A 22,193-nucleotide genomic window follows, 5' to 3' on the forward strand; every position below is an offset into this window, starting at 1 on the left:
TCTCGCACTTGAGCTCTTCTTCGTTGGCCTTCTCGGCCTCGCGACGCTGTCTATCGGCTACGTGTCGGTTGTTGTGGTCTACAACCTCTTTCGCGGCCAGCGCTAGCCGCACGCCCTCGTGATTGAGCTCGACGCCTCCGGGCCAGCCGAACTTGCGCCACTGTCGTGGCTCGTTGGCCTCTGGGAGGGTACGGGCATCGTCGACTACAAGATTGGCGACGGCACGCGCAGCGTCGAGTTTGGCCAGCGCATTAGCTTCACACACGACGGACTTCCGCACCTCAACTACAACTCGTACACGTGGTTGCTCGATGATGAGCGCACTCCGCACGTGACAGAGACCGGGTATTGGCGCCTTCGCCGCCCCGCCACGGATGGCGATCCGGGTCCAGGACTGCTTCCGGCACTTGGCGAGCGGCCATTTGGCTCCGCCGAAGAAGTCGAGAACCTTCGCACGCCCAACGGTGGCTTCGAGATTGAGGTTTCTCTCGTGCATCCGGGTGGCATTAACGAGTTCTATATTGGCGAAGTGGCGGGGCCGCGCATTGATCTCGCCACCGACGCCGTCATGCGCACGCAGAGCGCGAAAGAGTACACGGCGGCTACCCGCATGTACGGACTTGTGGATGCCCACCTGCTGTGGGCCTGGGATATCGCGGCCCTCGGTCAAGACTTGCGCACTCACGCTTCAGGGCGGCTCGCTCGTGTCGAGTAGTTCCTTCGCCGACCGTCCCGGTGCGATAGGCGATCCTCCCGAGCACTACGGAAACCCGTTCGGTGAACAGCGCTCTCTCTCTGAGGGACGCTCGATCGGCGAGCTCGCCGACAGCGCCGTCATCACGATCACGGGACCCGACCGCCTCACGTGGCTCGATTCCCTCACCACGCAGTCCCTCAAGGGTCTCGCCCCGGGAGACAGCGCCGAAACTCTCTTGCTCAACCCCAATGGTCGAGTCGAACATGCCATGCGTCTTATCGATGACGGCGAAACCCTGTGGCTGCTCATCGATGGGGCACAGCGCGAATCGCTCGTAGCATGGCTCAATCGCATGCGCTTCATGCTCCGCGTCGAGATTGTCGATCGCAGCGAAGATTTCATTACTGTCGGCAGCTTTGGGGACGCCCTCGAGGTTCCTGCCGCCAGGTCTCACGACGTCCCGCTCGTCTGGACCGACCCGTGGGCGACAGTTGTTCGCGGCGGTCACCAGTACTCCACGGCGGCGGCTCACCCCGCGGCTGACTGGAGCTATCGCGAAACCCTCGTCGCTACCGCTACCGATCTTTCGGCCTTCGACGCCGCCGGCTCGCTCGCCTTCGAGGCCCTCAGGATCGCCGCCTGGCGACCTCGATTCAGCTCCGAAGTCGATGACCGCACGATTCCCCACGAACTTGACTGGATGCGCTCCGCAGTGCACCTCAACAAGGGGTGCTACCGCGGGCAAGAGACTGTCGCGAAGGTGCATAACCTCGGGCATCCGCCTCGTCGCCTCGTCATGCTGCACCTTGACGGCTCGGAGGGGGCACTGCCCGAAGTGGGTGCCGAAGTTCGCCTCGGCGAGAAAACTGTCGGCTCTGTTACGGCATCAGCGCGTCACTTCGAGCTTGGACCTATTGCACTTGCCGTGATCAAACGGGGAGTGGATGCTGCGCAAACGTTGGCTGTCACCTCCGACGTTGGCGAGATCGCCGCAGCGCAAGAGGTCATTGTGCCCACTGACGCCGGGGCCGAAGCAAACGTGCCGCGACTGCCGCGTCTCGGAGCCGTTACTCGCGGCTAGCAGCGGCATCCAATCATTCTCGGTACTCTTGAGATATGACTCACACCCTGATTTTGTTGCGCCACGGCAACTCCGAATGGAACCAAAAGAATCTCTTCACCGGTTGGGTGGATGTCGGGCTCACCGAGCAAGGTCGCGGCGAGGCCGCACGTGCTGGCGAGCTGATCGCCGCCTTCGACAAGCAGCCTGACGTTCTTTACACGTCGCTGTTGAAGCGCGCGATTCACACGGCAAACATTGCCCTCGAGGTTGCTGACCTCGACTGGCTGCCCGTTAAGCGTTCGTGGCGACTCAACGAACGTCACTATGGCGCGCTGCAAGGCAAAGACAAAGCGCAGACTCTTGAAGAGTTTGGCGAAGAGAAGTTCATGACTTGGCGCCGCAGCTTCGATGTGCCGCCGCCCGAGCTCGCCGACGACGCTGAATACAGCCAGGCGCACGAGCGTCGCTATGTCGGTATCGACGGCGAGGTTCCTCGCACCGAAAGCCTCAAGATCGTCATCGATCGCATGCTTCCGTATTGGGAATCCGACATCACGAAGGATCTCGCGGCAGGCAAGACTGTGCTCGTTACCGCCCACGGCAACTCGCTGCGCGCGCTCGTCAAGCACCTCGATGGCATCTCAGATGACGACATCGCTAGCCTCAACATCCCCACGGGTATCCCACTCGTGTACGAGCTTGACGACAACTTCATGCCGATCAAGCCCGCCTACTACCTCGACCCAGAGGCTGCTGCGGCTGGTGCCGCGGCTGTAGCTTCGCAGGGCAAGAAGTAACCTCCGGCTTACACACGCATAACGCACAAAGCCCCGACGAGAGTGAATCTCGTCGGGGCTTTGTCACGCAGTGACGCTCTAGTCGTCGGCGGGTACCCAATCGCCCGTAGCAAGGTATTGAACCTTCTTGGCGATCGAGACCGCGTGGTCTGCGAAACGCTCGTGGTAGCGCGACGCCAGAGTGGCATCCACGGTGTCCACCGCAGCGCCCTTCCAGGTCTCGCCGAGCACCTTGTCGAACACGCTGAGGTGCAGCGCGTCGATCTTGTCATCGTCGTTGCGAATCTCTTCGGCAACGCGCACATCTTCATGCTTGAGCAGCTCAACCAGCTTCTTGGCGACCGCGACGTCGAGGGCTCCGAGCTCCGCGAAGGTTCCTCGCAGAGACTTGGGCACCACCTTGTCGGGGAAGCGGTAGCGAGCTAGCTGGGCGATGTGCTCAGCCATGTCGCCCATGCGCTCGAGCGATGCGCTGATGCGCAACGCACTCACGACAATTCTCAAGTCGCGGGCGACTGGTTGTTGACGAGCGAGGATGTTGATCGCAAGCTCGTCAAGTTCAGCCGCTGCAGCATCAATCTCATCGTCATCAGCGATCACCGTTTCGGCGAGCGAGACATCCGACTCATTAAATGCTTTTGTGGCGTTCTCTATTGAGACCGCCACCAAGCTGGCAATTTCGACGAGGCGGTCTTGCACCTCGCGCAGTTCTTGTTGAAATACTTCGCGCACGCTATCTACGTCCCTTCGATACGGGCATGACGAAGCCCGCACGGCTTAGGCCACCCTGCCCGCGTTAGGTTAACAACAGGTGTTGGCGGCCTGAACTTTATCTGAAGTGAGCACTCGTCGCGAACTCGCGGCAAGCGAACGCTTCAGATGTAACTAATCTAGTCGTTATGGACTCTGCGTGGCTCGTGCCTGCCGCCCTCGCTTTTGGCGTATTTCTCGGCGGTGGTATGTCCTTCATCATTTACGCAGCAGCCAAGCGCGGCCAACGAGCCGCTCACGTGGTCTCTTCAGCGGTTCCCGACGGCGTCGATCAGGTCATCGATGCGCTGGAATCCGCAGGTATCGTGCTCGATCCCTCGAACAACATCATGAAGGCTTCGACGGGTGCGTTGACCTACGGCCTCGTGTGGAATCACGCCCTCGTTCATCCCGAACTTGTCGAATTTGTCGACCAAGTGCGGCGAACTGGCGAACCCATTGCGCAAGAAGTGCATCTGTCGCGTGGCCCTTTTGGCGACGCCAACATTTATCTTTTTGTTCGCGTAGCTCGTCTCGGCACGCGCTATGTTTTGCTGTTGGCCGAAGATCGCACCGAGTCATACCGCCTTGACGAGGTGCGCAGAGACTTCGTCGCTAACATCAGCCATGAGCTCAAAACCCCGATTGGTGCGGTCGGCCTGCTCGCTGAAGCCCTCGTGAGTGCCTCAGATGAACCGGATCAGGTGAAGCGATTCGCTAAGCGCCTCACCAAGGAGTCTCACCGCCTCGCTCGCATCACCCAGGAGATCATCGAGCTCTCGCGATTGCAGTCGGCCGATGGGCTTGCTGAGGCTGCTCTCGTGGACATCGACAACGTCGTCTCGGTCGCTATTGACCAAAACCGCGCAGTCGCTGAGTTCAACAAGGTCACTCTCGCTAGTGGTGGGCTGACTGGGTTGGAAGTGTTTGGAGATGAGAAACTGCTCGTGCTTGCCCTCGATAACCTCATTTCCAACGCCGTGCAGTACTCACCCGAAAACACGAGAGTAGGTATCGGAGTGCGGTACCGTGACGGGGCCATCGAGGTCGCCGTCACCGACCAGGGTGTCGGGATTCCCGAAGACGAGCTTGACCGGGTTTTTGAGCGCTTCTATCGCAGTGACCCGGCGCGCAGCAGGCACACTGGCGGTAGCGGGCTTGGACTCAGTATCGCGAAGCATGTCGTCCAAAACCACGGTGGCGACATTCGCGTGTGGTCCCAGCTCGGCAGTGGCTCCACCTTCACGATTCGACTGCCCGAAATCGATCCCGATGTAACCAACGCAACAGGAGACAAACAATGACCCGCATTTTGATCGTCGAAGATGAGCCGTCGTTGAGCGAGCCGCTCGCATTCCTCCTAGAACGAGAAGGCTACGAAACGACGATCGCCGAAGACGGCCTCGCGGCTCTTACTGAATTCGACCGCAACGGTGCAGATCTCATCCTGCTCGACCTCATGCTCCCCGGCCTCTCGGGCACCGAAGTGTGCCGCGAGATCCGCACCCGTTCGAGCGTGCCCATCATCATGCTCACCGCGAAAGACAGCGAAGTGGACATCGTGGTCGGCCTCGAGCTTGGCGCGGATGACTATGTCACTAAGCCTTATTCCACGCGGGAGCTGTTGGCGCGCATCCGTGCTGTTACGCGTCGTCGCGCAGAAGATATCGATGAGACAGATTCTGTGTTGGAAGCCGGGGGAGTGCGCATGGATGTTGAGCGTCACACTGTCTCGGTAGATGGCGTCGATGTCACCATGCCGCTCAAAGAGTTTGAATTGCTCGAACTTTTGCTGCGCAACGGTGGCCGCGTGCTGACTCGAGGTCAGCTGATAGATCGCGTGTGGGGTGCTGACTACTTCGGCGATACTAAGACGCTCGACGTGCACATCAAACGCATCCGCTCGAAGATTGAGAAGACGCCATCGCAGCCGACTCTTCTCGTGACGGTGCGCGGGCTGGGCTATCGATTCGAAGATTAGAAGAGCGCTGGCGCACTTGGACTAGGTCGAAGTGCGTCGGATTCTGCTGGCCTCTCTACCTGAACGGGTAAGCGCGCCGAACTGGCGGAGAGCCTTAGTGCTACTGGAGCGCGCTAGCCGGCGCGAGATCTGAGTAGATGGGGTCGTCGCCCGAAATTACGGGAACGAGCAACTCCTCACCGCTCTGGTTGCCGAACTGAAAGTAGATCGGGAACAACTGGCCGGCACGGATGTCGGCATCGTCGATGACGATCATGTCGCCGTCAACCGTGGTGCCGTAGTGCTTGACCTCGTTGGACGAAACGGGCTTGGAGATGTCGATGCGCTCGCCGTCGGCCGACTCGTATTGCATACGAAGGCTGCCACTTGAAGAGCTTGTGTTGATGACCGTGACCATGAGGCTGACAGCGGATTGGTCGTCGTTGCTGATGGCAAGAACGTTGCGCACCTTGACGTCGCCAACTTCGGCACCGATGCCGTCGCTGGGGTCGTAGTGGTTCAGTGTCGCCGTTGGCGTGATGAACGAACAACCGGCGGTGCCCACGAGGAGGGCTCCGGCGATGAGGGCGGAGGCTGCGGCGCGCGCGGCGCGAGTGCGTACTGTCACACATCCATACTATAGATAGCCGCGCGGAGTGGTTTACTTAGGCAACCCTTACCATGTGTTTACTGTGATAAACTGGGTTTTCTTCGAGAGGACCACTATTCATGTTGTTTGAGGTCGGCGAGACAGTCGTTTATCCCCATCACGGTGCTGCAACCATCACCGAGGTGAAGAAGCGCACCATCAAGGGCGAAGAGAAAATCTATCTTAAGCTCAACGTAACCCAGGGCGATCTCACCATCGAAGTACCCGCTGAGAATGTTGATCTCGTGGGTGTCCGCGACGTTATCGGTCGTGAGGGGCTCGACGCAGTGTTCGAGGTGCTTCGTGCACCGTTCACCGAAGAGCCCACCAACTGGTCGCGTCGCTACAAGGCCAACCTGGAGAAGCTGGCTTCTGGCGATGTCATCAAGGTCTCTGAAGTCGTTCGCGATCTGTGGCGTCGTGACCAAGACCGCGGTCTTTCCGCTGGGGAGAAGCGCATGCTTGCGAAAGCGCGTCAGATTCTTATTTCTGAGCTAGCTCTAGCCGAGAAGACAGACGAAGACAAAGCGTCGCTGGTTCTCGACGAGGTTCTTGCGTCTTAACCGCACTATCTGCACGTTGCTGAATGAATTCACAGGAGTGAGTGGGTAGGCTGGTTCGCTACGTCTTTTTGGCGGAGGAGTATTTCCTCGCCCATCGATTTGGAGATACCCGCCTCACATGAGCCAACAGAATAATCCCCGCGTCGCCGTGATCCTTCTCGGCGCCGGAAACGGCACACGCCTCGGTCGCAACGAGCCAAAAGCTTTCGTGCACCTCGCTGGTCGCCCTACGCTAAGCCGTGCTCTCGAATCTGTCTTCGCGATGGCCGAGCCCACTCAGGTGATCATTACGGTCCCGATGTCCTACGGTCCCATTGCGAAGCAACTCGCGCGCTCTGTTCCTGGCGGTCGCGATCGAGAGCCCACGATCATCGTGGGCGGTTCCACGCGTCAAGAGTCGGTGGCCGAGGCTCTCAAGTTTCTGGAGCCGAGCATCGACGTTGTGCTGGTTCACGACGCTGCTCGCCCGCTTACTCCGAGCCTCGTGTTTGATTCAGTCGCATCCGAAGTTCGCACCTCCAATGCAGGTGTAGTTCCGGGACTTCCCGTAGCTGACACGATTAAGCGCACCGATGAAAACGGTCAGATCGTAGAGACGGTAGATCGCTCTGTGCTGATGGCGGTTCAAACTCCGCAGGGCTTCCCGCGGGAGCAGCTTGTTGCTGCGCACAAGGCTGCGAAAGAAGAGCACACCGACGATTCTGCTCTCGTTGCTGATGCTGGCTATCCCGTCTCAGTCATTGCTGGCGATCCGCTTGCCTTCAAGATTACGACCGCGTGGGAGTTGCGTCGCGCTGAGCAACTGTTCACCGAATCTGCGGCCACGAGCATCCGCGTGGGCACGGGCACAGATGTGCACGCCTATGACGAGACGAAGCAGTTGTGGCTCGCCGGTCTGCACTGGCCCAATGAGATCGGCCTTCGCGGCCACAGCGATGGCGATGTTGTCGCCCACGCGATCTGCGATGCAATCCTCTCCGCTGCCAAGCTCGGCGATCTGGGCAGTGTCTTCGGCACGAGCGACCCCAAGTTTGAAGATGCTCATGGTGATGTGTTCTTGCGAGAAACCGTCTACCTGGTGCGCGATGCGGGCTTCGAAGTGGGCAACGTGTCCGTGCAACTTATCGGCAACCACCCGATGGTGTCACGTCGTCGCGTGGAGGCTGAAGAGTTCTTGAGCGGAATCATCGGAGCCTCAGTAAGCATCGCTGGCACGACCTCCGATGCGCTCGGTTTCACGGGCCGCGGCGAAGGCATGGCAGCCATTGCTACCGCTCTAGTTCACGCCCGCACGGTAGCCGAAGCTTCCCACACGCGGGACTAGACCTTCTTCGGCGTGCAACGAGCTCGGGCTCGTTGTCTCGTCGTTGCGCCAGGAAGCTCCCCGTGGTCGCCTTCTCCCCGGGCGAGACTGCGCGAAATACGGCTGTTGTGGCCTCGCGCCGGCGGTACTCATAAGCCTCAACTGAACCTGAGTACTAATTTCTTTTGCTGCGGCCTTGGTTGAATCCTTGCTGTGCTGCTATACCTGTTATTACACGACTGTGAGTTCTATGCTCACAAATGTGCAAATGCAGTAACAGGGTCGATGGGGACACACACCTCACGTCTAAGCCACCGGCCCTGACAGGCGCCGACAACGAAGTTGCGGCTGGAGAAAGGTGTGAGATGCAATCTGTTCTGGACACGATAATTTGGGCGGCTGATTCGCCGCCGGTACCGGCCAGCGACAATCCGTTCATTCAGGCCCTTACGTGGGGTGCTACGCACTTCATCGGTCTCTTCAACGCATCGGGTGAAGCGCTCGTTGGCCTCGCAACCGGCATTCTGCCTACGCTGATCGTGCTGCTCACATTCATGTACGCGATTACCACCTGGGTGGGCGAAGCGCGCATGACCCGTGCGGTGCAGTGGTCAGCTCGCTGGGCTATCACGCGCTACACGCTTATGCCCATCATCGCGGTCATCGTCTTGACGAACCCGATGGCGTACTCCTTCGGCATCTATCTACCCGAACGACAGAAGCCGGCGTTCTACGACTCTGCAGTGTCGTTCGTGCACCCCGTAACCGCTTTCTTCCCGCACGCAAACGCTGGAGAGATCTTTGTATGGGCTGGTGTTTCGGCTGGCGTGCTCTCCATCGCCCCCGAAAAGTACCCGCTGCTCGCACTGCTTTACTTCGGAACCGGAATCGTCGTCATCTTCATTCGCGGCGTTGTCACTGAGTGGATCACCAAGTTGCTTATTCGTCGTCAGGGCCTCACCGCCATCTTCGACGAGTACGACCGCGAATTCGCCCGCGCAAGCGAGCGTTTCATCGAGGCAAAGTCGACCAAGAAAACCGGATCCTCGGTTGCCACTGAAGGGACGGTGTAATCGTGACTGAGAACACCTACAACAAAGTATTTGTCAAGCCAGGCAACGGTGGATGGGGCAAGGGCCTGCTGCTCGAGCCCAGCGAAACCAAGAACGTCGTTCTCTCCGTCACCGGTGGAGGAATCCACCCGGTAGCGGCACGAATTGCGGAGCTCACCGGAGCAGAAGCGGTCGACGGATTCACCAACAGCATTCCCGAAGAGCGCGTTGTCGCCGTCGTGATCAACTGTGGTGGAACTGCGCGCATCGGCGTCTACCCCAAGAAGCGCATGATGACCGTCGACGTCTTCCCGGGAGAACCGTCTGGTCCCCTCGCGAAGTACATCACCGACGACGTCTTCGTTTCCGCCGTCGGAACGGACAACGTTGAGCTTGCTGGAGGAGAGCATGCCTTCGCGAGTCATGCGGCAGAAGCATCCGCTGCATCCGAATCTGCAATCGGTAGTCCCGCTCCTTCTGGAGCTTTCGGCACGAGCAACGTTCAGCACTTCACCGCTGAGACGACTACCGGTGGCGGTTTCATCGGTTTCTTCTCGAACATTGCAACTCGCTTCGGTTCGGTAGTCGGAAACATCATCAACACGTTGCTGTCGTCTGGTCGCCAGACTGTCCAGCTCGTGCTGCAGACGATCCTGCCCTTCATGGCCTACGTGAGCCTCCTGATCGGTTTCGTCACCTACTCGGGACTGTCGGACCTCATTGCGCAAGCTGTGACGCCGCTGGCCTCGAACCCGATCGGGCTGATCCTGCTTGGCGTGATTACGGGACTGCCGTTCCTGTCGCCCATCCTCGGGCCGGGCGCGGCTATCGCACAGGTCGTCGGTGTACTTATGGGTACACAGATCGCCGCTGGCGCACTGCCGGTGCAGTATGCACTGCCGACGCTGTTTGCCATCAACGGTCAAGTTGGTTGTGACTTCGTGCCGGTGGGTCTTGCCCTCGGAGAGGCCAAGCCGGAGACGGTTGCAGTGGGCGTGCCCGCTGTACTCTTCTCTCGCCTGATCACGTCACCGCTGGCAGTCTTGATCGCGTGGGGCGCAAGCTTCGCACTGGTCTAACCAGCACATCCACCACACGTAACAGCAGAGAAAAGCGAGACAGCAATGACTACCTATTACCGCAGCCAGGTCACGTCCATCGGAACGGACGCCACCGAAATGTTCGACGGAGGAGTGGTGATCTTCTTCGGAGAACCCTGCCCTGCCGAACTGGCTGAGGTAAGCGTTGTTCATACTGTCGACCACCACCACCCGCAGCGTGATCCCCAGCCGGGCGACGTGCTGCGGGTGGGGGGCTCTGAAGTCACCATTACGGAGGTAGGCGAGATCGCAGCCAACAACCTCCGCACGCTTGGCCACTTCGTGGTCTACAGCGACCCAGAAGACAGCCAGAAGATTCTCCCCGGCGCTATTCACGCGAAGGGCACGCTCACTTTGCCTTCCGCCGGCGTCACCATTGAGCTCATCGAAGGTAGTTGACATGGATACCGGCTTCGCACTACTGCTGATCGCAGCGCTCGTTCTGAGCGTTGTGTTCAGCCTCCTCCAGCAGCGCACGTACTCGCGTGCCACCAAGCGCCTCGGAACAAGTTTCATCGGCGTAAAAGACCACTTCTTGGTCTCGGGCCGCGGCAAGCACTTTCTGCGCGGCGCGATTGTTCTCCTCGTTATTGACGCTTCAACGACACGCATTGTGGCTGCAGAGGCCATGGTTGGCAGCACTGTGCTCGCGCGCTTCAAGCCGCGCCCCGAGCTAATCGGTGACCTCGACACCGCCACGCTGCGAACGAAAGAAAAGATGATGACCGCGGCCGTGGACTATGCGACCAAGCAGTACTGGGTCACTTATAAGCGCAACGTCGCGGCGGCAGCCCGCAAGTAGCGGCATTGCTCGTTCGGGTGTTCCGGCATCCGACATTGCATCGTCGTACTCGGCGGGGCATACTTAATACACATACTTGATCAACAAGCGCACATAAGTGCATAAACGTGGTTTCAAAGGGGTAGTCATGGGTTACACAAACAAACTGCTCGCGCGTCAGCGTGAGGTCGGTCGTCCCGTTCGCATCGGACTGGTTGGCGCAGGCCAGATGGGCTCCGGCTTCATTGCCCAGATCGCTCGCCAGAAAGGCGTCGACATCACCGCCGTCGCAGACATCGCAATCGACCGTGCCGTCAGTGCCCTCACCAACGCCGGTATCACCGACGTCGACCAGTCAGCAGACCTCGAGGCGCTCGCTGCCACGATCGAAGCGGGCGGCCATGTTGTCGTCAACGACGCTCTAGCCCTCCCTAAGCTACCCATTGACATGGTCATCGAGTGCTCGGGAGTTCCCGAGATCGCAGCCAAGGTTGCTTTGGCCTCGCTTCTCGGCGGCAAAGACGTCGCCCTCATGACCGTGGAAGCCGATGTCACCGTCGGTTTGCTCTTGGCTCGCATCGCCGCCCAGACCGGCAACATCTACACCGTGTGCCGCGGCGACGAACCCGTTGAATGCCTCAAGCTCGTAGAGTACGTCGAAGACATCGGTCTCGACGTCGTACTGGCCGGTAAGGGCAAGAACAACCCCCTCAACGAAACTGCTACCCCCTCGAGCCTCGAAGCAGAAGCAAAGACCAAGGGAATGAACCCTCGGATGCTGTGCAGCTTCGTCGATGGAACCAAGACAATGATCGAAATGGCTGCCCTCGCTAACGCGGCAGACCTCGAACTCACCAAGCGTTCGATGCACGGACCGGCTGCTACCGTGCCGACTCTGCAAGACATTTTCAAGCCCATCGAAGACGGCGGAATCCTTGACCGCACCGGAGTGGTTGACTACGCCACCGGCCCAGTCGCTCCTGGAGTGTTCGTTGTTGCCAAAGCAACCGACCCCGTTGTGCACGAGGAACTCAGCTACCTCAAGCTCGGTGAAGGCCCCTACTTCGCGTTCTACCGTCCTTACCACCTGGCAAGCGTCGAAGCAGTGCTCTCGATCGGCGAAGTCATCATCGACCGCCAGCCTTCACTCGCTCCTATCGCTTGGAATGCGGATGTCTCCGCCATGGCCAAGCGCGACCTCAAAGTTGGCGAGAAAATCGACGGCATCGGTGGCGAGCACGTCTACGGCGATGCTGTTCCGGCAGCCGAAGCAAAAGCGGGGCGCGAATTGCCCATCGGTCTTGCATCAGCTGGCACGCTCATCCGCGATGTCGCCAAGGGCACCGCGGTGACCTACGACGACGTTCAACTCGACGAAACCAAAACCATCGTGATCCTGCGCAAACTTCAGGATGCACTTCTCGCCGACGGCCAGTTGCAGGTTCCTGCGCTCGCGTCGCTGCTCTCCGCTTAAGAAAGGCGATACCTATGAATACGCAGATCGTTGCGGACCGCGAACTCGCGGCATCCAGCCTCGCCACCATGTGGAAGATCCGCCGCTTTGAAGAAGCAGTGGAAGACCTGTACGGCCGTGGGCTCATGCACGGCACCATGCACCTCTCGATCGGCCAAGAGGCTGTACCGACCGGCGCTTGTCTCGCCCTCAACAAGGACGACTACATCACCTCGACGCACCGTGGCCACGGCCACTGCATCGCCAAGGGCGCCGACATGGAGCGCATGATGGCCGAGCTTCTCGCTAAGGAGACCGGCTACTGCCGCGGCCGTGGTGGCTCGATGCACATTGCGGATACCGCAACGGGAAACCTCGGCGCTAACGGCATCGTTGCCGGTGGCGTTCCTATCGCAACCGGTGCAGCGCTCTCGGCCAAGATGCGTGGCACCAAGCAAGTCGCTGTCAGTTTCCACGGTGACGGCGCAATGGGTGAAGGGGCCTGGCACGAAGGCGTTGTGCTTGCCGCAATGTGGCAACTCCCCGTCGTTTTCCTGTGCGAGAACAACCTCTATGGCATGTCGATGTCGTCGGAGAAGGCTTTCAACTTGGAACAGCTTTCCGACCGCGCAAAGGGCTACGGCATCCCCGGTGTCACCGTTGACGGTAACGATGTTCAAGCCGTCTATGACGCCACGAAGGAAGCGGTTGACCGCGCTCGTGCCGGCGGCGGACCCACTTTCATCGAAGCGAAGACGTACCGCTGGCGCGGACACTCGAAGTCAGACAAGAACCTGTACCGCACGCGCGACGAGATCGACGAATGGCGCGGCAAGGACCCGATTCCGCTGTTCGAAGCTCAAGCTCTTGCCGCCGGTGGCCTCACGCAGGCGGACATCGATGCCGTTCGCGACAACGTGCGCACCGAGCTGCGCAGCGCAGTTCAGCGTGCCAACGCCGCGCCGGACGCCACCGCTGACGACCTTCTTTCCGCCGTCTACGCAAGGTAACGACTATGACTATTGAGACGACCGCGGCTCAGACCGCAGCGCCCGCAACGGGCGAAACCGTGACCATGACCTACTCCGAAGCTATTCGGGATGCCCTGCGCATCGCGATGGCTAAGGATCCAGCAGTCTTCATCATGGGCGAAGACGTCGGAACCTACGGCGGCGCCTTCGGCGTCACCGGCGAGCTCATCAACGAGATCGGGCCCGACCGCGTTCGCGACACGACCATTAGCGAGCTCGGCATCATGGGTGCCGGGGTGGGTGCCGCGATGACCGGTATGCGCCCGATCGTAGAAATCCAGTTCTCGGACTTCACCGCTCAAGCAATGGACCAGATCGCCAACCAGGCAGCGAAGATTCACTTCATGCTTGGTGGAGCCGTCAACGTGCCCATGGTCATCCGCGCCCCCGGTGGTTCGGGAACGGGAGCTGCAGCACAGCACTCGCAGAGCCTCGAAGCCTGGTTCGTTCACATCCCCGGCCTCAAGGTCGTGATGCCAGCAACGGCGGATGATGCCAAGGGCCTGCTGCTCTCGGCGATCGACGACCCCAACCCGGTCATGGTCATCGAACACAAGCTGCTCTACAAGACTTCGGGCGAGGTTCGCACGGGAGACGTGCGCACGCCGCTGGGTGTTGCCGCGGTTCCTCGCGAGGGCAAGGATCTGACGATCATTGCTACCGGTGTTGAAGTGAGCCGTGCGCTCGAAGCCGCTGAAATTCTTGCTGCTGACGGCATCGAGGCAACCGTGGTTGACCCGCGCACCCTCAAGCCGCTCGACAGCGACACGATCTTGCGCACCGTCAAGGCAACCGGCCGCGTTCTGCTCGTGCAGGAAGCTGTGCGCACCCTCGGCTTCATGTCCGAAGTGTCCGCGATTATTTCTGAATCGGATGCTTTCGCCTACCTCCGTGCGCCGATCAAGCGTCTTGCTGGCCTCGACATCCCGATCCCGTACGCTCCGAAGCTTGAGCGCGCTTCGGTTCCTCAGGTAGAGGACATTGTCGCGGCGGCCACCGACCTCGTTCGGAAGTGGTGACATGTCTGAGCTGCCTCTGACAATGCCCAAGATGTCCATGACCATGGAAGAGGGCACCATGGTCGCGTGGCTCAAGCAGGTCGGCGACCCGGTGCGTTCCGGCGAGCCCATTTGCGAAGTCGCGACCGACAAGGTCGACATGGAAGTGGAGTCGCCCTTCGACGGTGTACTCGCTCGCATCATTGCTCAGCCCGACGAGGTTTATGCAGTCGGCGACACGATCGCGTTTATTACAACCGAGGCCGACGACCTGCTTGGTGGACTCTTCGACGAGCCCGCTGCTGAAGCTCCTACGGCTGCCCCGGCTGCTGCTGAAGAAGCACCCGTCGCTGCGCCCGCACCCATCGAGACCGGGTGGATCCCGGCTGTTCCTGCCGCCCGCGGTGCCGCAGCCGAGCACGGAGTCGATCTCGCCTCCGTCACTCCGACCGGTCCAGACAACACCGTGCGCCTTTCGGATGTCGAAGCTGCTGCAGCAGGCACCTCACGTGCGCCTGTCGCCCAGGCTCCTAGCGCTGCCCCAGCGGCCCCCGCGGCTGCCGCTCCGGCTGCTCCGGCTGCTGCACCCGTTCCAGCCGCTGCACCCGCTAAGACCGTTGACCCGGTTGAAGCTCGACGCCTCCGCACCCGCAAGCAAGTGGCCAAGGTAATGTCGGCATCCGCTCTCGTTCCGCAGTTCACCGCTTACGTTGACCTTGACCTGTCAGCTCTGGCTGCCGTGCGCAAAACTACGCTCGGCGGCGCAAGCTGGACCGCACTTTTTGTGCGGGCTCAAGCGATCGCTCTGGCAGAGAATGCTGCGCTCAATGGCACGTGGACTGATGAGGGAGTCGTTGCCAACGAACACATCGGAATCGCTCTTGCGATCGACTCGCCTTCGGGGCTCATCGCTCCGGTGCTGAAGAACTCGCACGAGGGAACGCTCGCCGAACTGGTCGCCGAGATCGCTATGGTCGTCGACGAGACGCGCAACGGCACACTGCCTCCGGCACGCCTCGGCGGCGGAACCAGCGTATTCTCGAATCTGGGCGGATTCGGCGTCGAATCGTTCAACGCACTGTTGACCCCACCGCAGTCGACGGCTTTGTCGTCGGGCGCCGTCAAACCACGCATGCGCGTGTTTGACGACGAAACCTTCGGTGTGCGGTTGAGCTGCACAATCGGCCTCACCGTCGATCACCGTGTAGCGGATGGTGCGGATGCCGCGCGCATGCTCGCGACCATCACGAACCTCGTCGCGACCCCGGAGCGTTTGCTCTAGAGTCGTTACCCGCTCGCGGGTTCTTCCCAGCTGCGCACATCACAGGCGCACTCCACCACGTCTCGAAACAGGTACACAATGTCAGAACGCACAGCAACAATCGTTTCTCCCTCGGGTCTTCACGCTCGCCCGGCCGCGCTCTTCACGCAGGCCGTCAGCAAGAGTGGTTTCAAGATCACCGTCGCGAAGGGGGACAAAGCGGTCAACGCCGCGAGCATCCTCGCCGTGATCTCGCTCGGCGTCTCTCAGGGTGAGACGGTCACGCTTTCATCAGACGACGAGGGTGCTGACAGCGTGCTTGATGAACTCGTCGAGCTGCTCGCGACAGTCGAATAGCAACTAACACAGAAGGCCCGCACCACATGGTGCGGGCCTTCTGTGCGTTAAGGCGTTGCCTCTTCCGGTCTTTTGGCGCTGTCTGCGGGGCTTGGACGCCTACTGGCGGGCTGAGAACAGCATCCGGCTCTACGGTTTGCCGGAGCGCTCATTGGTCGCGGCTAGACGCACAGAAGCCCCGTTCCTTCCTGGGGGAGCGGGGCTTCTGGCGGCGAAGCTAGAGCTGTTTAGGCCTTAGCTGCTTCTTCGTCGGACGCTTCTGCTGCGGCATCCGCTTCGACCTGGGCGCGGACGATGTCGCGCTTCTTCTCGAGGCGGCTCACCCAGAAGGCGAATCCGAGGGCGATGACGCCCAATACTGCAATGGTCCAGCCTCCGAGGTTAGCTACCCCGAAGAACAGGCCGGTGAGTGGGTTTGCTCCGTCAACGAGCGACGAGATGAGCTGTGAGCCCTGGTTGTCGCTGAAGCCGGATGCTTCGGCGATGGCGGTGAACTGCGGCGCCGTCGCGGTCGCGATGAAGAGGCCGATTCCGATGACGATAGCTCCACCGATAACCGAGCGCACGATGTTGCCGCGGAAGATCGGAACCATCATGGCCACGATGAACGGCAGCGTTGCGAGGTCGACGAGCGGGAGCACCTGGTTGCCGGCCGGAGCGAGCGCAATAGCAATCAGAACGGTGACGGGAACCAATACCAGTGACGTGGCGAGCACAGCGGGCTGGCCGACTGCAATTGCGGTGTCGAGACCGATGTAGAACTTGCGGCCGGGGAAGCGCTTCTGCACGAATTCGCGAGCGGAGTCGGAGACGGGGATGAGGCCTTCCATGAGGATCGACACCATGCGTGGCAGGAGCAGCAGCACGGCAGCGAGGCTGATGGCGAGCACGAGAATCGCGATCGAGTCTTCACGGGGGTTGTCGAAGCCGAAGCCAGCCAAGCCGATGATGATTCCGAGCACCAGACCGAGAATCATCGATTCACCGAAGACCCCGAAGCGTTTTTCAATTGTCTGCGGGTCAGCCTTCAAGTTGCGGAAGCCGGGGATGCGGTCGAACACCCAGTTGAAGGGGATCGCGAACAGGATGTACGGCGCGCTGGTTCCGTGGGGGAACGAGATATCGGGGAAGTTGAAGTACTTCTGGATCATTGGCGCAGAGAGATCGGCAAGGGCGAGAACGATCACCATGTGCACGGCGGCCGCGGCGATTCCGATCCAGAAGTTGTCCGTCACCGCTCCCACGAGCGCTCCCACGAGGGCAAAGTGCCAGAAGTTCCACAGGTCGATGTTGAACGTGCGGGTGAGGCCCGACCACAACAGCAACATGTTGACCAGGATGCCGACAGGAATAATCACCGCCCCGATCGTCGATCCGAAGGCGATCGCCGCGCTGGCGGGCCATCCGACGTCAAGAATCGTGAGATTCACGCCGAGGTTGGTGGCGAGAGCTTGAGCGGCGGGCCCCACAGTGCTGGCCATGAGGCCGATCACGAGGTTGATGCCGATGAAGCCGATGCCAATCAGCACACCGGCGCGGAGTGCTTGACTGAATTTTTGACCAAGGATCATGCCAAAGATGGTGATCAGGATGGGCAAAGTTACTGAGGCTCCGAGAGCCGTGAGGTAGCTAGTGATATTTGTCAGAATATCTTCGATGATGTTCAACGCTGAACGTCCAATTCTCTAGGTTTGTCGAGGATGGCTAATGAGCGCACGGCAATAATGTCCGGGCGCCCGGGCAAAGCGATAGTGGGTTGTGCGGTTACGCGAACTGCTGCTCGATTTCGGCGTAGACCTTGTCGAGTCCCATTCCGGTGAGGAAGGGGAGTCCTGCGATAACGGGGATACCGACCGAGTCGGGCACTTGGGTCGTGGCGACGATGAAATCTGCGTCGAGGTTACCGCGCAGAGTGTCGGCTACTTTGCCCTGCGTAATTTTGGCGTCGAGTCCTTTAGATTCGCAAAATGCACGAATTTTCGAGACGACCACGGTGGATGTTGCGACTCCAGTGCCGCAGATCACGAGGATGCGTTGTGTGGCCATGTTCATACTCCAATGTATTCGCGGGGCAATAGCTGTGTCACAATTATGCACGTTTGATCTACAAATGTGTAAAACTTGTTTCATTTTTGACTAAGACTCAACGCCAACGGAGGATGAGGGTTTATGAGCGACACTTCGAGCACAGCAGCGGTTGTTCCCCGCGCCGATCTGAGCATTGTTGGACTGGTGGCAGAATCCAGCGCCGACGTGCTCTCAGCGTTTGCAGCACAGGCACTCTCGGTTGGCGCCGTTCACCCCACCTATGAAGCCGCGCTGCTTGAGCGAGAGAGCGCATTCCCCACCGGTCTACCCACGATCATTCCGGTGGCTATCCCACACGCAGATGTTGAGCACGCAATTGAGTCCGGACTGGGGATTGCAACTCTCGCGAAACCCGTCGAATTCGGCGAGATGGGGGGAGCGGACACCACCGTTTCTGCCCACGTTGCCGTGCTCATTCTCGTGACAGAGCCGCACGCGCAAACAGAAATGCTCACCCAGCTCATCGGCGTCTTTCAGCTCGATGGATGGCACGATAAGTTGAGCGCTGCCACAACTCCAGAACAGCTCGCCGAGAACTTCGCTGAACTTCTTAAATCAGCCGGTCAGCAGTAGCTAGCTCACGCCTCTACCGATGGGGTGTGCGATCAGGGTGTTACTGGCGTTGATCGAGCAGTGCTAGCGCTAGTTCTGAATCGACTACGAGCACATCGAAAAGACCACCATTGAGAGCGGCGTGAGTGCCTTCCATCTTGTGCGCGCCGGCGGCGACGCCCACAACGGTAGGGATGCTCCCGAGTTCATCGAGGTCAATTGCGATTACGCGGTCGTTGACGACTGACTCCACGAGCTTTCCGTCACGGTCGAAGAATCGCGTGCAGCAGTCTCCGACGGCTCCGGATGCTGCAAACTCAGCCCGTTCGCTGTGACTCAGGCTCATCGACTCGATGATGGCTCCGGATGCCCCGGTGCCCACGTTTCCCACCCCGACAATCGCGATTTTGGCGCGGCGGGATGCGTTGAGCACGCCCGTAATTGAAGGCTCGCGCAAGAACGCCTCGCGAGATTCGAGCGATTCGACGACAGCGGGTGCGTACAAGCGACGGTGCTGCGCTCCCAGTTTGGTAGCGAGAAGGCGTACAAGAACATTTCCATCCCGGGCAGAGTCAACGATCGAAAGCCCACCCACGAGGGGAAGCACTTCGATCTTCTCGTGGGAAGCATCATCCGGAATCTCGTCGACGACCGCTTGGACGCTCGAGCCCCACGAGAGAGCGACACCGCCTTCACGCGGCAGATTGTCGAGAAGCCACTGGGCGCCGAGCGCGCCTACGCGGGATAACTGGTTGCCTGCGCCAGTGCTGGGCGCTACGCGGCATTCGCGGAGTCCGTAGCGAGCAACTAGCTGGGCTTCGAGATCCTGGGCACGCCCGAAGGGGTCGTTGATGCGGATTTCGACGATGCCGTTCTTGCGAGCATCGGCGAGAACGCGAGACACGTTGGAACGAGAGACGCCAATTTCTTTAGCGACTTCTGCTTGTGACTGGCCCTCGAGATAGTAGAGAGTGGCTGCCTTCACAAGCATGGCTTGGTTGCGCGGACTGGGTATTGCTCCATCCCTCTCTCATGCGTCATTGCGGATTTGCACTGATTCTATCCGGGTATACACACTCGTGCGCGTAACTTCCAGCGTTTACAGGGAATCCAGCCTGTCGTGTTTGCGCTCACGGTCAGCATGCTGAGGTTCCGCCGTGTAATACACAGCAGCGGTCGCTAAACTTGCTTAGTGACTATTCGCCTGTATGACACCCGTAGTGCCAGCCTCGTCGACCTCGAACCCCGTGAGCCGGGCAAGGTGGGAATCTACGTCTGCGGCCCTACCGTGCAGGCAGCACCCCATATCGGTCACCTCCGCTCGGCGCTCGTCTACGACATTTGGCGCCGGTGGCTCACTTATCGTGGCCTTGACGTCACCCTCGTGCGCAATGTCACTGACATCGACGACAAGATTTTGGCTCGATCGGCGGATGCTGCAGCCGAGGGCTCTTCGGAGCAGTGGTGGGCTCTGGCATACAGAGTCGAGCTGGAATTTACCGCTGGCTACAACGCGCTCGGCATCCTGCCACCCAGTTATGAGCCGCGTGCGACCGCCAATATTTCCGAAATGCGCGACCTCATCACGACGCTTATTGAACGCGGTCACGCCTATGCTGCCGCGGATGACTCGGGTGACGTGTACTTCGATACCCAGTCGTGGCCCTCCTACGGCGAACTCACGCGTCAGAAACTTGACGATATGGTTGCCGCGGCTGACGCTGACCCGCGCTCCAAGCGTGATCCCCGCGACTTCGCTCTCTGGAAGGGCAGCAAGCCGAGCGAGCCCGCGTCGGCGGCATGGTCGTCACCGTGGGGTGATGGTCGCCCGGGATGGCACATTGAGTGCTCGGCCATGTCTCGCCGCTATTTGGGTGGTGCATTCGACATTCACGGTGGTGGACTCGACTTGCGATTCCCGCACCACGAAAACGAACTTGCCCAGTCGAGTGCTCTCGGCGATGACTTTGCTCGACACTGGGTGCACAACGGCATGGTCAATGTGAACGGCCACAAGATGTCAAAGTCACTCGGCAATTCGGTGTTAGTCCGCGATCTTTTGGACGCTGCTCGTCCGATCGTGGTGCGCTATCTCTTAGGTGCCGCACATTACCGCTCCACAATCGACTACACTGACACGTCGCTTGCAGAAGCCGAGGCCGCCTTCGAGCGCCTTGAGGTGTTCATTGAGCGAGCGTCGCGCCGACTGCGTGACACTCGCTTCGATACTGCGAACACCAACGAGGTGCCCGAGGCATTCGGCGAAGCGATGGATGACGACCTTGCGGTGCCGCAAGCGCTCGCGGTAGTGCACGAGACGATTCGTTCGGGCAATGCTGCCCTCGACGATGGGGATCTTGCAGCGGTCGCAACCGCGCGTTCGCAAGTGATCGCTATGGCACAGGTTTTGGGTATTAACCCACTTGATCCACGATGGGGTTCTGATCGTTCAGAACCAGCTGTTGCTGCACTGTCAGCACTGGTTGACAAGCTCATTGAGGATCGCAATACGGCCCGCGCGGCGAAAGACTTCGCTGTAGCAGACCGAATCCGTGATGAACTATCAGCGGCGGGCATCACTCTAGAAGATGACTCGACCGGATCGCATTGGAGCTTGCCGTGACTGATCGGCGCTTCCGACAGGAGCAACACTCGTGAAAAACCCAGGTAACAAACCCCGCGCAGGAGCGGTACGCAAGGGCCGTAAGGGCCCTCAGGTCGGCTCGGGAGGCCAGGGACGTCAGGCTCTCGAAGGTCGCAAACCCACCCCTAAGGCGGAAGATCGCCCGTACCATCCCGCAGGCAAGCGCAAGGCTGCTGCCGAGCGCTATGAGGCGGCAGGTGGAACCCGTCGTACCGGTGGCAAGTCGTCCGGCGCACCTCAGCAGTCGTCGAACCGTGGCGGTCAGTCACGCGTCGCTAAGTCTGCGGATGAGTCGGAGATGGTCACTGGCCGCAACTCCGTTCTTGAGGCCCTGCGCGCCAAGATTCCTGCCCACACTCTCTACATGGCAACGCGTATCGAGTTCGATGACCGTGTCAAAGAGATCCTCAAGCTCGCGACCGCGCGTGGCATTGCCGTTCTCGAAGTAATGCGTCCAGAGCTCGACCGCCTCGCCGGGTTCGACTCCGTGCACCAGGGCGTCGCGCTCAAGGTTCCCCCTTACGAGTACGCGCATCCGATGGAGCTTCTTGAGAAGATTGAGTCGCGCGGCCAGGTTCCGCTGCTCGTCGCTCTCGATGGCATCACCGACCCGCGAAACCTTGGCGCTATTGTGCGTTCGGTTGCCGCGTTTGGTGGCCAAGGTGTCATCGTGCCGCAGCGTCGTTCGGTCGGTATGACGGCATCCGCGTGGAAGACTTCTGCCGGTGCTGCTGCTCGCACGCCTGTCGCGATGGCAAACAACCTCACGCAGATGATCAAGGAATACAAGAAGCGCGGCGTTTTCGTCCTTGGTCTCGATGGTGATGGCGACCTGTCGCTTCCGTCGTTACCGCTGGCCAAAGAGCCAGTGCTGATCGTCGTCGGCAGCGAAGGCAAGGGTCTCTCACGACTCGTTACCGAGAACTGCGACGCGATTGTCTCGATTCCCATTAGTGCGTCAACAGAGTCGCTCAACGCCGGCATCGCGGCGAGCGTCACCCTGTACGAAATCTCAAAGTTGCGCGCCGCTGCCCGCAAAAAGAAGTAGCGCTGGCTCAGGGGATTCCTGAGTTGGATGCACGAAGAGCCGCTGT

The 22,193-nt window shown here is 60.1% G+C and carries 24 protein-coding genes; 19 read left to right on the plus strand and 5 right to left on the minus strand.

What is annotated here, in order from left to right:
• Positions 1-118 precede the first annotated feature (118 nt).
• The 3 genes from AACZ26_RS04165 to AACZ26_RS04175 are packed head-to-tail and all read left to right on the plus strand — an operon-like array spanning position 119 to position 2,557.
• Complete coding sequence (locus AACZ26_RS04165) at positions 119-715, plus strand: FABP family protein (protein ID WP_339619351.1); 597 nt, start codon at positions 119-121, stop codon at positions 713-715.
• On the plus strand, positions 705-1,778 hold the full coding sequence (locus AACZ26_RS04170) for a folate-binding protein (RefSeq protein ID WP_339619352.1): 1,074 nt from the start codon (positions 705-707) through the stop codon (positions 1,776-1,778). The genes AACZ26_RS04165 and AACZ26_RS04170 overlap by 11 nt, the downstream gene beginning before the upstream one ends.
• A 35-nt stretch (positions 1,779-1,813) precedes the next feature.
• Positions 1,814-2,557, plus strand: a complete 744-nt coding sequence (locus tag AACZ26_RS04175; protein WP_339619353.1) for a phosphoglyceromutase — start codon at positions 1,814-1,816, stop codon at positions 2,555-2,557.
• 78 nt (positions 2,558-2,635) lie between these two features.
• On the opposite strand, the gene phoU is transcribed toward AACZ26_RS04175, so the two are convergent.
• Positions 2,636-3,289, minus strand: a complete 654-nt coding sequence (gene phoU, locus AACZ26_RS04180; protein WP_339619354.1) for a phosphate signaling complex protein PhoU — start codon at positions 3,287-3,289, stop codon at positions 2,636-2,638.
• Positions 3,290-3,456: 167 nt separating this feature from the next.
• Here phoU and AACZ26_RS04185 point away from each other — a divergent pair, with 167 nt between their 5' ends.
• Together AACZ26_RS04185 and AACZ26_RS04190 are read left to right on the plus strand one after the other, a co-directional pair.
• Positions 3,457-4,611 (plus strand): ATP-binding protein, encoded by a 1,155-nt coding sequence (locus AACZ26_RS04185; RefSeq protein ID WP_339619355.1) that lies wholly within the window; start codon positions 3,457-3,459, stop codon positions 4,609-4,611.
• Positions 4,608-5,288 (plus strand): response regulator transcription factor, encoded by a 681-nt coding sequence (locus tag AACZ26_RS04190; protein ID WP_339619356.1) that lies wholly within the window; start codon positions 4,608-4,610, stop codon positions 5,286-5,288. Before AACZ26_RS04185 ends, AACZ26_RS04190 begins: the two co-directional genes overlap by 4 nt.
• A gap of 100 nt (positions 5,289-5,388) precedes the next feature.
• Here the strand turns inward: AACZ26_RS04190 and AACZ26_RS04195 are convergent, their stop codons facing one another.
• The gene (locus tag AACZ26_RS04195) at positions 5,389-5,895 is read right to left on the minus strand and encodes a hypothetical protein (RefSeq protein ID WP_339619357.1); all 507 of its coding nucleotides are present in this window, start codon (positions 5,893-5,895) and stop codon (positions 5,389-5,391) included.
• A 101-nt stretch (positions 5,896-5,996) separates the two neighbouring features.
• Here AACZ26_RS04195 and AACZ26_RS04200 point away from each other — a divergent pair, with 101 nt between their 5' ends.
• The 11 genes from AACZ26_RS04200 (at position 5,997) to AACZ26_RS04250 (ending at position 15,815) form a co-directional block, all read left to right on the plus strand.
• Positions 5,997-6,479 carry a CarD family transcriptional regulator gene (locus tag AACZ26_RS04200; protein WP_100388339.1) on the plus strand — a complete coding sequence of 161 codons (483 nt, stop codon included), beginning with the start codon at positions 5,997-5,999 and terminating at the stop codon, positions 6,477-6,479.
• A gap of 118 nt (positions 6,480-6,597) precedes the next feature.
• Positions 6,598-7,803, plus strand: coding sequence for a 2-C-methyl-D-erythritol 4-phosphate cytidylyltransferase (gene ispD, locus AACZ26_RS04205; protein WP_339619362.1), 1,206 nt, complete (start codon positions 6,598-6,600; stop codon positions 7,801-7,803).
• A 344-nt stretch (positions 7,804-8,147) separates the two neighbouring features.
• On the plus strand, positions 8,148-8,855 hold the full coding sequence (locus AACZ26_RS04210) for a PTS glucitol/sorbitol transporter subunit IIC (protein ID WP_339619364.1): 708 nt from the start codon (positions 8,148-8,150) through the stop codon (positions 8,853-8,855).
• 2 nt (positions 8,856-8,857) lie between these two features.
• Positions 8,858-9,913 carry a PTS sorbitol transporter subunit IIB gene (locus tag AACZ26_RS04215; protein ID WP_339619367.1) on the plus strand — a complete coding sequence of 352 codons (1,056 nt, stop codon included), beginning with the start codon at positions 8,858-8,860 and terminating at the stop codon, positions 9,911-9,913.
• A 45-nt stretch (positions 9,914-9,958) separates the two neighbouring features.
• On the plus strand, positions 9,959-10,333 hold the full coding sequence (locus AACZ26_RS04220; RefSeq protein ID WP_339619368.1) for a PTS glucitol/sorbitol transporter subunit IIA: 375 nt from the start codon (positions 9,959-9,961) through the stop codon (positions 10,331-10,333).
• Position 10,334: 1 nt separating this feature from the next.
• Positions 10,335-10,736: a transcriptional regulator GutM gene (locus AACZ26_RS04225; RefSeq protein WP_339619370.1), complete on the plus strand. Its 402-nt coding sequence runs from the start codon at positions 10,335-10,337 to the stop codon at positions 10,734-10,736.
• Positions 10,737-10,863: 127 nt separating this feature from the next.
• Positions 10,864-12,189: an oxidoreductase gene (locus AACZ26_RS04230; protein ID WP_339619372.1), complete on the plus strand. Its 1,326-nt coding sequence runs from the start codon at positions 10,864-10,866 to the stop codon at positions 12,187-12,189.
• Positions 12,190-12,203: 14 nt separating this feature from the next.
• On the plus strand, positions 12,204-13,178 hold the full coding sequence (locus AACZ26_RS04235) for a thiamine pyrophosphate-dependent dehydrogenase E1 component subunit alpha (RefSeq protein ID WP_339619374.1): 975 nt from the start codon (positions 12,204-12,206) through the stop codon (positions 13,176-13,178).
• A gap of 5 nt (positions 13,179-13,183) precedes the next feature.
• Positions 13,184-14,218, plus strand: a complete 1,035-nt coding sequence (locus AACZ26_RS04240) for an alpha-ketoacid dehydrogenase subunit beta (protein WP_339619376.1) — start codon at positions 13,184-13,186, stop codon at positions 14,216-14,218.
• Between the two features lies 1 nt (position 14,219).
• Positions 14,220-15,479, plus strand: coding sequence for a dihydrolipoamide acetyltransferase family protein (locus AACZ26_RS04245; protein WP_339619378.1), 1,260 nt, complete (start codon positions 14,220-14,222; stop codon positions 15,477-15,479).
• Between the two features lie 78 nt (positions 15,480-15,557).
• Positions 15,558-15,815 carry an HPr family phosphocarrier protein gene (locus AACZ26_RS04250; RefSeq protein WP_339619379.1) on the plus strand — a complete coding sequence of 86 codons (258 nt, stop codon included), beginning with the start codon at positions 15,558-15,560 and terminating at the stop codon, positions 15,813-15,815.
• 227 nt (positions 15,816-16,042) lie between these two features.
• On the opposite strand, the gene AACZ26_RS04255 is transcribed toward AACZ26_RS04250, so the two are convergent.
• A complete protein-coding gene (locus AACZ26_RS04255) occupies positions 16,043-17,482 on the minus strand; it encodes a PTS transporter subunit IIC (protein WP_339619380.1) in 1,440 nt (479 codons plus the stop codon).
• Between the two features lie 97 nt (positions 17,483-17,579).
• Complete coding sequence (locus AACZ26_RS04260; protein WP_339619382.1) at positions 17,580-17,861, minus strand: PTS sugar transporter subunit IIB; 282 nt, start codon at positions 17,859-17,861, stop codon at positions 17,580-17,582.
• Between the two features lie 123 nt (positions 17,862-17,984).
• Here AACZ26_RS04260 and AACZ26_RS04265 point away from each other — a divergent pair, with 123 nt between their 5' ends.
• Positions 17,985-18,476 (plus strand): PTS sugar transporter subunit IIA, encoded by a 492-nt coding sequence (locus tag AACZ26_RS04265; protein WP_339619383.1) that lies wholly within the window; start codon positions 17,985-17,987, stop codon positions 18,474-18,476.
• A 40-nt stretch (positions 18,477-18,516) separates the two neighbouring features.
• Here the strand turns inward: AACZ26_RS04265 and AACZ26_RS04270 are convergent, their stop codons facing one another.
• The gene (locus AACZ26_RS04270; RefSeq protein ID WP_339619385.1) at positions 18,517-19,446 is read right to left on the minus strand and encodes a sugar-binding transcriptional regulator; all 930 of its coding nucleotides are present in this window, start codon (positions 19,444-19,446) and stop codon (positions 18,517-18,519) included.
• Positions 19,447-19,647: 201 nt separating this feature from the next.
• Here AACZ26_RS04270 and cysS point away from each other — a divergent pair, with 201 nt between their 5' ends.
• Both cysS and rlmB read left to right on the plus strand, forming a co-directional pair.
• Positions 19,648-21,078, plus strand: a complete 1,431-nt coding sequence (gene cysS, locus AACZ26_RS04275; protein ID WP_339619387.1) for a cysteine--tRNA ligase — start codon at positions 19,648-19,650, stop codon at positions 21,076-21,078.
• A 31-nt stretch (positions 21,079-21,109) separates the two neighbouring features.
• Positions 21,110-22,147, plus strand: coding sequence for a 23S rRNA (guanosine(2251)-2'-O)-methyltransferase RlmB (rlmB, locus tag AACZ26_RS04280; protein ID WP_339619389.1), 1,038 nt, complete (start codon positions 21,110-21,112; stop codon positions 22,145-22,147).
• Positions 22,148-22,193 lie beyond the last annotated feature (46 nt).

The sequence above is a fragment of the uncultured Salinibacterium sp. genome, assembly GCF_963974405.1.
Lineage (GTDB): Bacteria > Actinomycetota > Actinomycetes > Actinomycetales > Microbacteriaceae > Rhodoglobus.

What these genes read in the sequence shown, in the direction of transcription:
- AACZ26_RS04190 (WP_339619356.1), top strand. Translation starts at nt 4,608, where the DNA reads ATGACCCGCATTTTGATCGTCGAAGATGAGCCGTCGTTGAGCGAGCCG.
- AACZ26_RS04260 (WP_339619382.1), bottom strand. Translation starts at nt 17,861, where the DNA reads ATGGCCACACAACGCATCCTCGTGATCTGCGGCACTGGAGTCGCAACA.
- AACZ26_RS04245 (WP_339619378.1), top strand. Translation starts at nt 14,220, where the DNA reads ATGTCTGAGCTGCCTCTGACAATGCCCAAGATGTCCATGACCATGGAA.
- AACZ26_RS04225 (WP_339619370.1), top strand. Translation starts at nt 10,335, where the DNA reads ATGGATACCGGCTTCGCACTACTGCTGATCGCAGCGCTCGTTCTGAGC.
- AACZ26_RS04210 (WP_339619364.1), top strand. Translation starts at nt 8,148, where the DNA reads ATGCAATCTGTTCTGGACACGATAATTTGGGCGGCTGATTCGCCGCCG.
- AACZ26_RS04265 (WP_339619383.1), top strand. Translation starts at nt 17,985, where the DNA reads ATGAGCGACACTTCGAGCACAGCAGCGGTTGTTCCCCGCGCCGATCTG.
- AACZ26_RS04250 (WP_339619379.1), top strand. Translation starts at nt 15,558, where the DNA reads ATGTCAGAACGCACAGCAACAATCGTTTCTCCCTCGGGTCTTCACGCT.
- AACZ26_RS04270 (WP_339619385.1), bottom strand. Translation starts at nt 19,446, where the DNA reads ATGCTTGTGAAGGCAGCCACTCTCTACTATCTCGAGGGCCAGTCACAA.
- ispD (WP_339619362.1), top strand. Translation starts at nt 6,598, where the DNA reads ATGAGCCAACAGAATAATCCCCGCGTCGCCGTGATCCTTCTCGGCGCC.
- AACZ26_RS04220 (WP_339619368.1), top strand. Translation starts at nt 9,959, where the DNA reads ATGACTACCTATTACCGCAGCCAGGTCACGTCCATCGGAACGGACGCC.
- AACZ26_RS04200 (WP_100388339.1), top strand. Translation starts at nt 5,997, where the DNA reads ATGTTGTTTGAGGTCGGCGAGACAGTCGTTTATCCCCATCACGGTGCT.
- AACZ26_RS04175 (WP_339619353.1), top strand. Translation starts at nt 1,814, where the DNA reads ATGACTCACACCCTGATTTTGTTGCGCCACGGCAACTCCGAATGGAAC.
- AACZ26_RS04240 (WP_339619376.1), top strand. Translation starts at nt 13,184, where the DNA reads ATGACTATTGAGACGACCGCGGCTCAGACCGCAGCGCCCGCAACGGGC.
- AACZ26_RS04230 (WP_339619372.1), top strand. Translation starts at nt 10,864, where the DNA reads ATGGGTTACACAAACAAACTGCTCGCGCGTCAGCGTGAGGTCGGTCGT.
- AACZ26_RS04185 (WP_339619355.1), top strand. Translation starts at nt 3,457, where the DNA reads ATGGACTCTGCGTGGCTCGTGCCTGCCGCCCTCGCTTTTGGCGTATTT.
- AACZ26_RS04235 (WP_339619374.1), top strand. Translation starts at nt 12,204, where the DNA reads ATGAATACGCAGATCGTTGCGGACCGCGAACTCGCGGCATCCAGCCTC.